The following is a 13262-nucleotide window of genomic DNA, read 5'->3' on the forward strand; positions in this document are numbered from 1 at the left end:
GCTACCGCCAGTCCTCGGCGCGCAGCCCGTCCACACGTTGGAATTCACGCAGATTGCCGGTGACGACCACCAACCCGCGGCTACGGGCTTGGCCGGCGATCATCAGGTCGTAGGCGCCGATGGGAAGCCCTTTCCGCTCCAGATCAGCCCGGATGTCGGCGAAATGGGCGGCGGCCTGACTATCGAACGGAAGCACCGCAAGCCGCCCGGCGAAGCGCTCGACCTCGTGCCGGTTCTCCGCCGGGCGTGTGGATTTCTCCGCTCCGAACAGCAGCTCTCCCAGCGTCACCACCGAAATGCACAATCCGGCGGCCTCCGCATTGAAGCGCTGGCGCAGCCCCTGCGGCCGGTCGCGCAGAACACGAATGCAGACGTTCGTATCCAACATGAAGCGCAGCATCACCAGGGCTCGCGCGCCTCGGCCTCGGGCTGCTCACGATCGGGCAGGTCGATACCTGGCGCGGCGAAGAAATCGTCCCATGCGGACTCGGCTGGAACGATCACGCGGTTGGCACCGTCCCGGAAGATGGAAACCTCGCGGACGTCTTCGGGAAACGCCACGTCCTTGGGCAGGCGAACCGCCTGGGTGCGGTTGGACTGAAACAATGTGGTGCGCGTCATGGGCCCCTCCGAGCTCGGATATACATGATGTATATCCAGCCCGGGAATTGTCAAGCAGCGACCGCGTCACTCCCCTTCGGGCAGCGCCGCCCAGGCCGGGACACTGGCGGTCAGGGTGGCGGCGCCGCAGGTGAAGGGCTGGCCCTTGCGGACCTGCTCGAGGCGCAGCAGCGCCACCCCCACATCGCCCTCGGCCGAGCGCATCTCGCCGGCCTCGGCCTCGCCCAGCATCACCGGCGTGCCCGGCTCCGGCACCGGGCCGGAAATGGCGACCGGCAGCAGGCGCTTGCGCACCAGGCCGCGATGCTTGGTCCGCGCCGTCAGCTCCTGGCCCATGTAGCAGCCCTTGGTGAAGTCCACCCCGCCCAGCTCGTCGAAGCCGTTCTCCAGCAGGATGCCCTTCTCCACCGGCAGGTCGCGGCTGCCGTCGGGCACGCCCAGGCGCAGGCGCAGGCGGTCCCACTCGGCGAACGGCGCCTCGGCCAGGCCGGCGGCGGTCAGAACCGCGCCGTCGGCGGCGTAGACCCGGCTCCCCAGCTCCGGCAGGCGCGGATCGGCGAAGACCGTCGCATCGGCCAGCGGGGGGACATCGCCGCCGAACACCGCGAACACCGACAGGCTGTCGGCCGGCGCCACGGTGACCTTCGAGCGCAGCTTGTACATGGACAGCTTGCGCACGAAGTCGGCGGCCCGCGCCGCCTCGACGTCGAGCAGCAGGCCGCCGTCGGTGGCCACCACGAACAGGTCGTGGAGGAACTTGCCCTGGGGGGTGAGCAGCGCGGCGAAAACGGCCCGGCCGGGGCCGGCCTTGTTCACGTCGTTGGAGATCAGGCCCTGCAGGAAGGCGCGGCAATCCTCGCCGGCGACGGCGACGACGGCGCGCGGCAGGCGGGTGAAGCGGGGAGCGGACATGGTGGGCCCCTGAAAGAAACGGCGGCGGACCCGCAGAAGGTGGGGCAAAGGCGCCGCCTTGGCAAGGGTCGGCCCGGGGCCGTATAAGAGGAGTTATGCATTTCACCCTGGTCGACGATTCCATACCCTTCGATGGCTATTCCTCCTCGGCCCGCCCGCTGGGCGGGGCGGAGAAGGCGTTCGCGGCGCTGCCCGGCGCCCTGGCCCGGCGCGGCCATACCGTCGAGGTGTTCAACCGCTGCCGCTGGAGCATGTTCATCGAGGGCGCCCAGTGGGAGACCTTCGACGGCCGCAAGCCGCTTCACACCGACGTGCTGGTCGCCTTCCGCAAGCCGCCGCTGCTGGAATTCGTCCGCCAGGCGCGGCGCCGCGTGCTGTGGTGGACGGCGCCCGGCCGCTTCCTCGACAAGAAGACCACCCGCGCCCTGCTGGACAGCCACCAGCCGCTGGTGCTGCTGAGTTCCGAGGCCCAGGCAATGGAGTGGCGGGCCAAGGGGCTGGCGGTGGGGCTGATGCCGCCGGCGGTGCGCTCGGACTTCCAGATGGCGGCCGAGACGCCCAAGGCGATTCCGCCGCGCGCCATCGTCACCACCCATCCCGCCCACGGCCTGGACTGGCTGCTCGACCTGTGGGTGGCCCAGATCCGCCCGCGCGTCCCCGGGGCCGAGCTGCACATCCATTCCATGAGCCTGGCCAAGGTGGCCGAGGGCGAGGCCCCCGAGCCGGGCCTGGAGGCACTGGCGGCCAAGGTCCGCGATGCCGGCGAGCACGGCGTGGTGGTGATCCGGCCCCAGGGCGATTCCCTGATGGCCGAGGCCTACCGCGAGGCCATGGTCCATTTGTGGCCCGGCCACGCCGACGATGCCACCGCCTTCGCGCTGATGGAAAGCCAGGCCGTCGGCATCCCGGCGGTATGCCGCCCGCTGGGGGCCGCGCCCGAGCGGGTGGAGAACGGCGCCACCGCCTATGTGGTCCCCGACGACGACGCCTTCGCCAACCTCACCGTGCTGCTGCTGTCCGATCCGGGCGTTCAGGCCGCCATGGGCGCCGCCGCGGCCGCCCGCTATGGCGAGCGCGGCTGGGACGCGGCGGCCGAGCGGTTCGAGGCGATGCTGGGATGAGAATCCTTCAAGCCATGGCCGGGGCCGAGCATGGCGGCGCCGAGGCGTTCTTCGAGCGTCTGGCGGTGGCGCTGCAGCGGGCCGGGGTGGAGCAGCAGGTGCTGATCCGCGACAATCCGCGCCGCGCCCAGCACCTGCGGGCGGGGGGCGTGGCGGTGACCGAGTTGCCCTTCGGCGGCCTGCTCGACCTCAGGACCCGCTTCGGCTTCCGCCGCGCGGTCGAGGGCTTCCGCCCCGACATCGTGCTGACCTGGATGAACCGCGCCTCGCGCTTCTGCCCGCCGGGACCGTTCGTCCAGGTGGGACGGCTGGGCGGCTATTACGACCTCAAATACTACCGCCGTTGCCGCCACCTGATCGGCAACACCACCGACATCTGCGAGTGGATCGTCGGCCAGGGCTGGGACCCGGCGCGGGTCCATTACGTCCCCAATTTCGTCGCCGAGGAAAACGTCGAGGCGGCCCACCGCGACACCTTCTCGACCCCGCCGCACGCGCCGCTGATCGTGGCGCTGGGCCGCCTGCACCGCAACAAGGCCTTCGACGTGCTGATCAAGGCGGTGGCAGCGGTGCCCGACGTCTATCTGTGGATCGCCGGCGAAGGCCCCTTGCGCGGCGAGCTGGAGGCCCTGGCCTCGCATCTCGGCGCCATTTCGCGGGTGCGCTTCCTGGGCTGGCGCGACGACGTCGCCGCCCTGTATGCCGCCGCCGACCTGTTCGTCTGCCCGTCCCGCCACGAGCCGCTGGGCAACGTGGTGATCGAGGCCTGGGCCCAGGGCGTGCCGGTGGTGGCCGCCGCCTCGCAGGGTCCGACCCAGCTGATCACCGACGGCATCGACGGCATCCTGGTGCCGGTGGACGACGCCGCCGCCATGGGCCTGGCCATCCGCCGCGTGCTGTTCGAGCGCGGCCTGGCCGAGAACCTGGGCGCCGCCGGGCGCCGGGCCTACGAGGACCGCTTCACCGAGCAGGCGGTGGTGGCCCGCTACCTCGAGTTCTTCCACAAGGTGGCCGGCTGATGTGCGGCATCGCCGGCATCGCCGGACCCGCGGGCAGCGTCCCCGACCAAGGCGTCCTCGACCGCCTGGCGGACGCCCTGGCCCATCGCGGCCCCGATGGCGGCGGCCGCCACGTCGCCGCCAATGTCGGGCTGGTGCAGACCCGCCTGGCCATCATCGACATCGAGGGCGGGCGCCAGCCCATCCTGGACGGCGAGGGCCGCGCCATCGTCGCCAACGGCGAAATCTACAATTACCGCGAGCTGCGGGCCGGGCTGCCGGAGGCTCGTTTCGCCACCGGATCGGATTGCGAACCGCCGCTGCACCTGTACGCCCGCGATGGGTCCGCCTTCGTCGAGTCCCTGCGCGGCATGTACGCCCTCGCCCTGCACGACCCGGGCGCCGGCACCCTGACGCTGTCGCGCGACCCGTTCGGCATCAAGCCGCTTTACGTCGCCGAGGGGGCCTGGGGCGTGGCCTTCGCCTCGGAAGCGCAGGCGCTGGTGGCGGCCGGGCTGGTGGCGCCGAAGGTTTCGGACCGCGCCCGCAACGAGCTCCTGCAAATGCAGTTCACCTGCGGCGCCGACACCATCTTCGAGGGGATCAGGCGGGTGCTGCCGGGCGAGACCCTGGTGGTCCGGGACGGCCGCATGGTCGAGCGCCGCCGCCGCGAGGCCCTGCCCACTGCGAACGCAGTGGACGGCGGCGCCGACGACCTGATCCGCCGCCTGGATGCGGTGCTGGCCGAATCGGTGGAGTTCCACCAGCGCTCCGACGTGCCCTATGGCATGTTCCTGTCGGGCGGCATCGATTCCGCGGCGCTGCTGGCCCTGATGGCCCGGCTCAACCCCCATCCGGTACTGGCCTTCACCGCCGGCTTCCCCGGCACCCAGGCCCGCGACGAGCGCGACCACGCCCGCGCTTTGGCCGCCCGGGTGGGGGCCCGCCATGTGGAGGTGGAGGTTTCCGAGGGCGATTTCTGGGCGCTGCTGCCCGAGGTCGCCGCCGCCATGGACGATCCGGCCGCCGACTATGCCTGCCTGCCCACCTTCAAGCTGGCGCGCGAAGCCCGCCGCGAGGTCAAGGTGATCCTGGCCGGCGAGGGCGGCGACGAGTTGTTCGGCGGCTACGGCCGCTACCGCGCCGCCATGCGGCCCTGGCCCCTGGCGCGGCCCATGCGCCGCCACGGCACCTTCGACGGATTGGACGTGCTGCGGGCATCCCCCACCGGCTGGCGCGACCGCTTCGCCGCCGCCGAGGCCGAGTCCCGCCGCCCCGGCCGCAGCCGGCTGCAGGCGGCGCAGGCCGCCGATTGCGCCGACTGGCTGGCCCACGATTTGCTGACCAAGGCCGACCGCTGCCTGATGGCCAACGGGGTCGAGGGCCGCGTCCCCTTCCTCGACCCGGCCGTCGCCGGCTTCGCCTTCCCGCTGGCCGATCGCTGGAAGGTCGGCAAGGGCCTGGGCAAATGGCTGCTGCGGCTGTGGCTGGAGCAGGCCCTGCCCGAGGCCCGCCCGTTCGACAGGAAGCGGGGCTTCACCGTGCCGGTGGCCGAGTGGATCGCCGCCCGACCCGGCATCGGCGCCCTGGTCGCCCGCCAGCCCGGCATCGCCGAGATCGCCCGCCCCGAGGCGGTAGAGGCCCTGTTCTCCCGTTGCGACGGCAAGACCGGCTTCGCCTGCTGGACCCTGCTGTTCTACGCCCTCTGGCACCAGCGCCACATCATCGGCCGCCGGCCCGAGGGGGATGCATTCGAGGCGCTGGCAAAGGCCTAAACTCCCTCCCCCCTTGTGGGGGAGGGCCGGGGTGGGGGGCGAACCGCATCGACGTCTCCGCGCGCCGCTCCACCCCACCCCTGCCCCTCCCCATCGAGGGGAGGGGTATGTTAGGGTGTTGCCGACATTATTGCGCCCGATGGAACCGCCATGCCCCAGACCTTCGACCTGCTGCTGAAGAACGGTACCGTCGCCACCCCCGGCGGCATGGTCGCCGCCGATATCGGCGTGCGCGCCGGCCGCATCGCCGCCATCGGGGCACTGGGAAGCGCCAGCGCGGCCGAGGCGATCGACTGCGCCGGGCTGCACGTGCTGCCGGGAGTCATCGACACCCAGGTGCATTTCCGCGAGCCCGGCCTGGAATACAAGGAGGACCTGTCCACCGGCACCGCGGCGGCGGCCATGGGCGGCGTGGTGGCGGTGTTCGAGATGCCCAACACCAAGCCCAGCACCACCACCGCCGACGACCTGGCCGACAAGGTGCGGCGGGCCGAGGGCCGGGCCTGGACCGACCATGCCTTCTTCCTGGGGGCGGCGGCCGAGAACGTCGAGCACCTGGCCGAATGGGAGCGCCTGCCCGGCTGCGCCGGCATCAAGGTGTTCATGGGCTCCAGCACCGGCAGCCTGCTGGTGTCCGACGATGCCACCCTGGCCCGGGTGCTGGCGCAAGGCACCCGCCGGGTCGCCGTCCATTGCGAGGACGAGGAGCGCCTGTCCGAGCGCAAGGCCCTGGCCGAGCAGGCGGGCCATCCCCGCGCCCACCACGTCTGGCGCGACGCCGAGACCGCCCTGAGGGCGACGCAGCGGCTGATCCGCCTGGCCGAGGCGGCGCGGCGGCGGGTCCACGTCCTGCACGTCACCACCGCCGAGGAGATGGACTTCCTGGCCGGCCACAAGGATCTGGCGACGGTGGAGACGACGCCGCAGCACCTGACCCTGGCGGCGCCGGAATGCTACGAGCGGCTGGGCACCTACGCCCAGATGAACCCGCCCATCCGCGAGGCGCACCACCGCGCGGCGCTGTGGCGGGCGGTGGCCGACGGTGTGGTGGACGTGCTGGGCTCCGACCACGCGCCGCACACCCGCGAGGAGAAGGACAAGCCCTATCCGCAAAGCCCGTCGGGCATGACCGGGGTGCAGACGCTGGTGCCTTTGATGCTGGACCACGTCAATGCCGGGAAACTGAGCCTGGAACGCCTGATCGACCTGACCTCGGCCGGGCCGGCCCGCATCTACGGCATCGCCGGCAAGGGCCGCATCGCCCTGGGTTATGACGGCGACTTCACTCTGGTCGACATGGCGGCCGAACGCACCATCACCAATCGCGGGATCGTCAGCCGGTGCGGCTGGACGCCGTTCGACGGCCGCAAGGTGAAGGGCTGGCCGCTGGCCACCATCATCCGCGGCCGGGTGGTCATGCGCGAGGACCAACTGCTGGGCGACGCCAGCGGCCGGCCGGTGCGGTTCCAGGAAACGTATTAAGGCCCCTCAAGCCGCGCAGATGGCGCCCGATTCCTTGGCGCAATAGAGGCCGTAGAGGGTGTTGATGACCGCGCTCGCCTCTTCCCCCGACAGGGAATAGTAGATGGTCTGGGCCTGCCGGCGGGTCTGCACCAGATTGTCGCGCCGCAAACGCGCCAGGTGCTGGGAGAGTGCCGACTGGGACAGGCCGATGATCCGTTCGAGTTCACCCACCGACTTCTCGCCGTGGAGAAGCTGGCAGAGGATCATCAAACGGTGCTCGTTGCTCATCGCCTTGAGTAGAGTGCTGGCCCGTCGTGCACTTTCTTGTAATTTTTCTAATTCCATTTCGGAGAGGCTTTCCCGCTGCAGCGCAACGGGACATAACATATCACTTGTTTGCCATGTTTCAATATTGCCACAACGCAACATCTCGGCGGGTGATACCATCGCCGCACCTATAAGTTATCTCGATTGAACGAAAGCGTGGCACGCCTCGACCAGGGCGTTGGTAGTATATATTGCTTATTTAGTAATATCTAATGGAAGCGGGAACCGGCCGGGCTTGCCCTCCCCTTCCCCGTCATGCCCGGGCTTGACCCGGGCATCTACGTGGTGCGGCCTAACATCCTGCTTCAAAATGATTCCTGGCGGATACGCGTGGATCGCCGGGTCAAGCCCGGCGATGACGGGCAGGCGGGAATCCGGCTAGGCCCCCGCCGCCACCGCCACCTCACCCAGCGCGGCCACGACGCAGGCGACGATCTGGGCGGCGTTGAGGCCGGCCTGGTCGTATTGCAGCTTCGGCGAGTCATGCTCGATGAAGCGGTCGGGCAGCACCATGGGGCGGACCTTGAGGCCGGTATCGAGGGCGCCGGCATGGGCCAGCAGGTGCAGCACATGCGCGCCGAAGCCGCCCACCGAGCCCTCCTCGACGGTGATCAGCACCTCGTGCTCGCGGGCCAGACGCAGCACCAGGTCGCGGTCCAGCGGCTTCATGAAGCGGGCATCGGCGACGGTGGTGGACAGCCCGCGCGCCGCCAGGTCGTCGGCGGCCTTGCAGGCCTCGGCCAGGCGGGTGCCCAGCGACAGGATGGCGACCCGGGTGCCCTCGCGCACGACACGGCCCTTGCCCAGCTCCAGCACCTCGCCGCGTTCGGGCAGGTCGAGCCCGACGCCCTCGCCGCGCGGATAGCGGAAGGCCGAGGGGCGGTCGTCCAGCGCGGCGGCGGTAGCGACCGCGTGCATCAGCTCGACCTCGTCGGCCGGGCTCATGATCACCAGATCGGGCAGGCATCCCAGGAAGGCGAGGTCGAACGAGCCGGCATGGGTGGCGCCGTCCGCCCCCACCAGGCCGGCGCGGTCGATGGCGAAGCGGACCGGCAGCCGCTGCAGCACCACGTCGTGCACCACCTGATCGTAGCCGCGCTGCAGGAAGGTGGAATAGAGCGCGCAGAACGGCTTGAACCCCTCGCAGGCCAGCCCGGCGGCGAAGGTCACCGCGTGCTGCTCGGCGATGCCGACGTCGAAGCAGCGTCCGGGGAAGGCCTGGGCGAACTTGTCCAGCCCGGTGCCGGCCGGCATGGCGGCGGTGATGGCGACGACGCGGTCGTCGGCCTTGCCCTCGGCCACCAGGGCGCGCGCGAACACCGAGGTATAGCTGGGGGCGTTGGCCTTGGGCTTGGCCAGGGCGCCGGTGACCACGTCGAAGCGGCCGACGCCGTGGTACTTGTCGGCGGCCGCCTCGGCCGGCGGATAGCCGCGGCCCTTCTGGGTCACCACGTGGATCAGCACCGGCTTGGATTCGTCGCTGTCGCGCACGTTCTTCAGAACCGGGAGCAGGTGCTCGAAATTATGGCCGTCGATGGGGCCGACGTAATAGAAGCCCAGTTCCTCGAACAGCGTGCCGCCGCCCGAGACGAAGCCGCGGGCATATTCCTCGGCGCGCTTGGCCGCCCGCTCCAGCGGCGGCGGCAGCATGGCCGCCAGGTCCTTGGCGAAATGGCGGATCGACAGGTAGGGGCGCGACGACAGCAGGCGCGAGAGGTAGGCGCTCATCGCCCCCACCGGCGGGGCGATGGACATGTCGTTGTCGTTCAGCACCACCACCAGCCGCGAGTTCATGGAGCCGGCATTGTTCATGGCCTCGTAGACCATGCCGGCGCTCATGGCGCCGTCGCCGATCACGGCGATGACGTTGAAGTCCTCGCCCTTGAGGTCGCGGCCGACCGCCATGCCCAGTCCGGCCGAGATGGAGGTCGAGGAATGGCCGGCGCCGAACGGGTCGTAGGCACTTTCCGTGCGGTTGGTGAAGCCGGACAGGCCGCCGCCCTGGCGCAGGGTGCGGATGCGCCCCTTGCGCCCCGTGAGGATCTTGTGCGGATAGCACTGATGGCCGACATCCCAGATCAGCTTGTCCCGGGGCGCGTCGAAGACGTGGTGCAGCGCCACCGTCAGTTCCACCACCCCCAGCCCGGCCCCCAGATGGCCGCCGGTGATGGACACCGCCTCGATCATCTCGCGGCGCACCTCGTCGGACAGCTGGACCAAGTCGTCGACGTCGAAGCCGCGGATGTCGCGCGGGTGATCGACGCCGTCCAGCAGGCGGCGGGGCTTGGAAGGATCGGAGGACCGGGACGTCATGGATGAAAGTCCTTACGCGCGGCGCTCGACCACGAATTTCGCGGTGTCGCGCAGCAGTTCGGCCTTGGCGCCGAACGGATCGAGATGGCGGCAGGCCTGCTCGGCCAGCATGGAGGCCTGGGCGCGGGCGCGCTCGACGCCCAGCAGCGAGACGAAGGTGGCCTTGCCGGCGGCGGCATCCTTGCCGACCCCCTTGCCCACTTCCGCCGCGTCGCCCTCGACGTCGAGCAGATCGTCGGCGATCTGGAACGCCAGGCCGAGGTCGTGGGCGTAGTTGCGCAGCGCCTGGCGCGCCTGCGCCGGCGCCTTGCCCAGCACCGCGCCGGATTCGCAGGCGAAGCCGATCAGCCGGCCGGTCTTCATCTGCTGCAGCCGGGTGATGGCGGGCACGTCCATGGCCAGCTCGGCGGCCAGCAGGTCGACCATCTGGCCGCCGACCATGCCCTGGCTGCCGGCGGCGTGAGCCAGTTCCCACACCAGCTCGCAGCGGACCATGGGGTCGGAATGGGTCGGCTCGGCCGCCAGCACCTCGAAGGCGCGGGTCAGCAGCCCATCGCCGGCCAGCAGCGCGGTCGCCTCGTCGAACTTGCGGTGGCAGGTGGCGCGGCCGCGGCGCAAATCGTCGTCGTCCATGCACGGCAGGTCGTCATGGACCAGGGAATAGCAGTGCACCATCTCGACCGCGCAGGCGACCCGCAGCGCCGCCGAGGGGGAAACGTTGAACAGCGCCGCCGACTGCACCGCCAAAAACGGGCGCAGCCGCTTGCCGCCGTCCAGGCTGGCATAGCGCATGGCCTCGAGCAGGCGGCTCTCGGGACCCTCGGCCGGCGGCAGCAGCCGGTCCAGTTCGCCGTTGACCGCTTCGGCAGCGGCCTTCAAGGCCTGGGCGAGAGGGCCGGAGGTGGGGGAACGGGTCACGGGAGGAGACACCTTCCTGAAATCACGAAATATCGGCCGGCTCGGCCGAGACGGCCCCGTCGGGACCCAGCACGATGCGATCCACCTTGGCCTGGGCTTCCTTCAGCTTGGCCTCGCAATGGCGCTTCAGAAGGGTGCCGCGCTCGTAGGCGCCGATGGCATCGTCCAGCCGGGTGCCGCCGGATTCCAGCTGCCGCACGATGGCATCCAGCTGGGCCAGCGCGTCCTCGAAGCTCAATCCGGCGATGTCGGGCGGCAATTCCGCCATGGCGATCCATCCCTTCTGCGCGGGGCGAAAACGAAGGGCGGAAGTTTACGGATGCCGGGCGGCGAAGGCAAGGGCGCCGGCGGCCCGTGCTTCGGCCTCCGGCTACCGCCCGCTCTGGGCGCCGCTGATCTCCAGATCCAGGCGGGCGAGGGCGGCGTCGAGCTGGGCCCGCAGGGGGTCGCGCTTGGCCGGCGGGGCGGCGCGGTACTGGCTGAGCAGGTTGTCGGCCTCGATCAGGGTGGTCGAGGTGGTGGCGTTGGGCGTGGTGGCGGCGCGGACGCGCAGCATCTCCAGCTGGGCCGCCTTGGCGGCGACGTCGGCGTCGTGGTTGCTGCCGGGTTCGGCGGCCGGCGCGGCGGCGGCGAGGATCAGGAACGCGGCGACGAGAAGGCTACGCATGGCTACATCCCCCATTCACGGATCACGACAGCGGTCACGGTGCGCGCCCAATGCCCGAGCAGGCTGCGGCGTTCCCCTTCAATGTGGGCCACCCCGCGCAGCGGCACCAGGGCGTCGTGCGCATCCCCGCTTAGCGTGAGCCTGACGCGATAGAGCGCCACGTCGGGGACCAGCGCCTTGTCGCCGAAGCGGGCGGGGATGGTGCCGCCGTAGGGGACGGCCAAAGCCGGTTCGGCCAGCGCCCGCACCGCCACCCGGTCGATGGCGGCGATGATGGCGGCCAGGGTGGCGCTGCCGCCCTCGGGGATGAAGCGGGCGGCGGCGCCGGCGGCGATGCGCGGCAGGTCGGCCTCGGCGACATAGGCCTCGACCAGGGCGCCGCCGCGCAGGCCCAGGATGGCGGCGCGGGAGTTCACCCACTGCCCCGGCTGCAGGTCCGGCGCCAGATCGGTGACGGTGCCGGCGACCGGGGCGGTCAGGGTCAGACGGTCGAGTTCGGCATGCAGCGCCGCCCGCTCGGCCAATGCGCCCTCCAACTCCTCGGCGATGGATTGGCTGCGGGCGCGGAAGCCGTCGTCGAAACCGATGGCGGCGAGTTCGTATTTCAGCACGCCGACGCGGCGCTCCACCTGCTCCAGACGGTGGCGGGAATCGGGATTGTCGAGGCGGGCCAGCACGGTTCCGGCCGCCACCGCCTGCCCCTCCTCCACCAGGATTTCGGCCAGGATGGCCGGTGACGGGGCATAGAGGGCGACGTGCTGCTCGGCCTTCAGGATGGCCGGGGCCGAGACCCGCCCGGACCACGGCAGCGCCAGGACCATCGCCAGCAGCAGCAGCACGCCCAGCGGCCGCCGGACCCGCCGGCCGGCGCGGATGGCGGGCCAGCGCTTGCGCCATTCCTTGACCTCGCCCCACACCGGGCGCACCACGAACCAGCCCAGCTCGACCACGAACAGCACGATCCCCACCACCTTGATGAAGAAATGGTAGACCAGCACGGCGATGCCCAGGAACAGCGCCAGACGATAGAGCCACACCGCCCAGGCGAAGGCGATCATCCATCCGCGGGTGACCGCCGGCAGCGGCTCGGGGACCGGCTCGCCGAGGCCGAACAGCACCTCCCTGAGATGCCAGCGGGCCAGGGCGAAGGAGCGCGGATGCAGGTTGGGCTGGTCCAGCGCGTCCATGGCCAGGAAATAGCCGTCGAAGCGCATGAACGGCGACAGGTTGATGGCCAGCGACGACACCAGGGTGGTGACCGCCAGGGTGAAGGCCATGCCCTTGGCGGCGCCGTCGGGCAGCAGGCCCCAGGCCAGGGTCGCCCAGGCGGCGATGGTCATTTCGGCCAGGATGCCGGCCGCCCCCACCAGCAGCCGCTGGCGGCGGTCGGTCAGCTTCCACGCCTCGTTGACGTCGGTGTAGAGCATGGGCCACAGCACCAGGAACGCCACCCCCATGGTCGGCACCCGGCAGCCGAACGCCTTGGCGGTGAAGGCGTGGCCCAGCTCGTGGGCGAGCTTGGCGAAGGCCAGGGCCAGGCCGAACGCCGCCAGCCCGGCGATGGAGAAGGAATCGACCATGGTGGCGGCGAAGGCTTCCCATTGCCGCGTCACCAGGACCAGGCCGGCGGCCAGCGCCGCCAGGGTGGCGAGGCGGAAGGCCCGGCTGCCGATCCAGGCGACCCGGGGCAACGCCCGCTGCAGCCACGAATCGGGCCGCACCAGGGGGATGCGGAAGAACAGATAATGGTGCAGCAGCCAGGTCAGAACCGAGGTCTTGCCGGCATCGTGCATGGCCAGCAGGCGGTCGACGGCATCGGGGCCTTCCGCCTTCAGCAGCCCGCCGCGGGCGAGGAACTCGACCACGCCCGCCACGTCCTCGGGTTCCACCTCCAGCACCGTCTCGGCACGGACCGCCTCGGCCAATGCGGCCGCATCCTCCAGGTGCCAGCGCGACAGGATCTCGAAGGCCGGCCAGGACAGCCGGAAGAAGCGGTTGGACAGCGGATCGTGCAGGGTCCAGGTGGGGCCGCCGTCATGGGAGGCCGGGCCGGGCAGCAGCGCCAGCTCGTCGCGCAAGGGGGGGAGCGCAGCGGCGGTCATGGCAGCCCCGCCGGGGGATTAACCACAGAGACACGGAGACACAG

The 13262-nt window shown here is 70.8% G+C and carries 13 protein-coding genes; 4 read left to right on the forward strand and 9 right to left on the reverse strand.

What is annotated here, in order from left to right; translation table 11 throughout:
• Position 1: 1 nt before the first annotated feature.
• The 3 genes from vapC to MTBUT4_RS18685 form a co-directional block, all read right to left on the reverse strand.
• Positions 2 to 400: a tRNA(fMet)-specific endonuclease VapC gene (gene vapC, locus MTBUT4_RS18675; protein ID WP_173981223.1), complete on the reverse strand. Its 399-nt coding sequence runs from the start codon at positions 398 to 400 to the stop codon at positions 2 to 4.
• The gene (gene vapB / locus MTBUT4_RS18680; RefSeq protein ID WP_173981224.1) at positions 400 to 621 is read right to left on the reverse strand and encodes a type II toxin-antitoxin system VapB family antitoxin; all 222 of its coding nucleotides are present in this window, start codon (positions 619 to 621) and stop codon (positions 400 to 402) included. Before vapB ends, vapC begins: the two co-directional genes overlap by 1 nt.
• A 66-nt stretch (positions 622 to 687) precedes the next feature.
• A complete protein-coding gene (locus MTBUT4_RS18685; protein WP_173981225.1) occupies positions 688 to 1533 on the reverse strand; it encodes a folate-binding protein YgfZ in 846 nt (281 codons plus the stop codon).
• Positions 1534 to 1628: 95 nt separating this feature from the next.
• Here MTBUT4_RS18685 and MTBUT4_RS18690 point away from each other — a divergent pair, with 95 nt between their 5' ends.
• From MTBUT4_RS18690 to MTBUT4_RS18705, 4 genes are all read left to right on the forward strand, one after another.
• Entirely contained in the window at positions 1629 to 2654 is a 1026-nt protein-coding gene (locus MTBUT4_RS18690; RefSeq protein WP_173981226.1) for a glycosyltransferase, read from the forward strand.
• A complete protein-coding gene (locus MTBUT4_RS18695; RefSeq protein ID WP_173981227.1) occupies positions 2651 to 3673 on the forward strand; it encodes a glycosyltransferase in 1023 nt (340 codons plus the stop codon). The genes MTBUT4_RS18690 and MTBUT4_RS18695 overlap by 4 nt, the downstream gene beginning before the upstream one ends.
• Entirely contained in the window at positions 3673 to 5427 is a 1755-nt protein-coding gene (gene asnB / locus MTBUT4_RS18700) for an asparagine synthase (glutamine-hydrolyzing) (RefSeq protein ID WP_173981228.1), read from the forward strand. The genes MTBUT4_RS18695 and asnB overlap by 1 nt, the downstream gene beginning before the upstream one ends.
• 150 nt (positions 5428 to 5577) lie before the next feature.
• On the forward strand, positions 5578 to 6909 hold the full coding sequence (locus MTBUT4_RS18705) for a dihydroorotase (protein ID WP_173981229.1): 1332 nt from the start codon (positions 5578 to 5580) through the stop codon (positions 6907 to 6909).
• A gap of 6 nt (positions 6910 to 6915) precedes the next feature.
• On the opposite strand, the gene MTBUT4_RS18710 is transcribed toward MTBUT4_RS18705, so the two are convergent.
• The 6 genes from MTBUT4_RS18710 to MTBUT4_RS19660 form a co-directional block, all read right to left on the reverse strand.
• The gene (locus tag MTBUT4_RS18710; RefSeq protein ID WP_173981236.1) at positions 6916 to 7236 is read right to left on the reverse strand and encodes a helix-turn-helix transcriptional regulator; all 321 of its coding nucleotides are present in this window, start codon (positions 7234 to 7236) and stop codon (positions 6916 to 6918) included.
• Between the two features lie 360 nt (positions 7237 to 7596).
• Positions 7597 to 9531: a 1-deoxy-D-xylulose-5-phosphate synthase gene (gene dxs, locus MTBUT4_RS18715; RefSeq protein ID WP_173981230.1), complete on the reverse strand. Its 1935-nt coding sequence runs from the start codon at positions 9529 to 9531 to the stop codon at positions 7597 to 7599.
• 12 nt (positions 9532 to 9543) lie between these two features.
• On the reverse strand, positions 9544 to 10449 hold the full coding sequence (locus MTBUT4_RS18720) for a polyprenyl synthetase family protein (RefSeq protein ID WP_254434934.1): 906 nt from the start codon (positions 10447 to 10449) through the stop codon (positions 9544 to 9546).
• Between the two features lie 22 nt (positions 10450 to 10471).
• Positions 10472 to 10717, reverse strand: coding sequence for an exodeoxyribonuclease VII small subunit (locus MTBUT4_RS18725; RefSeq protein WP_173981231.1), 246 nt, complete (start codon positions 10715 to 10717; stop codon positions 10472 to 10474).
• A 102-nt stretch (positions 10718 to 10819) separates the two neighbouring features.
• On the reverse strand, positions 10820 to 11116 hold the full coding sequence (locus MTBUT4_RS18730; protein ID WP_173981232.1) for a hypothetical protein: 297 nt from the start codon (positions 11114 to 11116) through the stop codon (positions 10820 to 10822).
• 2 nt (positions 11117 to 11118) lie between these two features.
• Positions 11119 to 13218 carry an HlyD family efflux transporter periplasmic adaptor subunit gene (locus MTBUT4_RS19660; protein WP_173981233.1) on the reverse strand — a complete coding sequence of 700 codons (2100 nt, stop codon included), beginning with the start codon at positions 13216 to 13218 and terminating at the stop codon, positions 11119 to 11121.
• Positions 13219 to 13262 lie beyond the last annotated feature (44 nt).

It is taken from the genome of Magnetospirillum sp. UT-4 (genome assembly GCF_902729435.1).
Taxonomy (GTDB): domain Bacteria; phylum Pseudomonadota; class Alphaproteobacteria; order Rhodospirillales; family Magnetospirillaceae; genus Magnetospirillum.

Bases quoted from the DNA above. Each gene is read 5' to 3' on its own strand.
- MTBUT4_RS18730 (WP_173981232.1), bottom strand. From the start codon at position 11,116: ATGCGTAGCCTTCTCGTCGCCGCGTTCCTGATCCTCGCCGCCGCCGCG.
- MTBUT4_RS18705 (WP_173981229.1), top strand. From the start codon at position 5,578: ATGCCCCAGACCTTCGACCTGCTGCTGAAGAACGGTACCGTCGCCACC.
- asnB (WP_173981228.1), top strand. From the start codon at position 3,673: ATGTGCGGCATCGCCGGCATCGCCGGACCCGCGGGCAGCGTCCCCGAC.
- MTBUT4_RS18690 (WP_173981226.1), top strand. From the start codon at position 1,629: ATGCATTTCACCCTGGTCGACGATTCCATACCCTTCGATGGCTATTCC.
- MTBUT4_RS18695 (WP_173981227.1), top strand. From the start codon at position 2,651: ATGAGAATCCTTCAAGCCATGGCCGGGGCCGAGCATGGCGGCGCCGAG.
- dxs (WP_173981230.1), bottom strand. From the start codon at position 9,531: ATGACGTCCCGGTCCTCCGATCCTTCCAAGCCCCGCCGCCTGCTGGAC.
- vapC (WP_173981223.1), bottom strand. From the start codon at position 400: ATGCTGCGCTTCATGTTGGATACGAACGTCTGCATTCGTGTTCTGCGC.
- MTBUT4_RS18685 (WP_173981225.1), bottom strand. From the start codon at position 1,533: ATGTCCGCTCCCCGCTTCACCCGCCTGCCGCGCGCCGTCGTCGCCGTC.
- MTBUT4_RS18725 (WP_173981231.1), bottom strand. From the start codon at position 10,717: ATGGCGGAATTGCCGCCCGACATCGCCGGATTGAGCTTCGAGGACGCG.
- vapB (WP_173981224.1), bottom strand. From the start codon at position 621: ATGACGCGCACCACATTGTTTCAGTCCAACCGCACCCAGGCGGTTCGC.
- MTBUT4_RS19660 (WP_173981233.1), bottom strand. From the start codon at position 13,218: ATGACCGCCGCTGCGCTCCCCCCCTTGCGCGACGAGCTGGCGCTGCTG.
- MTBUT4_RS18710 (WP_173981236.1), bottom strand. From the start codon at position 7,236: ATGGAATTAGAAAAATTACAAGAAAGTGCACGACGGGCCAGCACTCTA.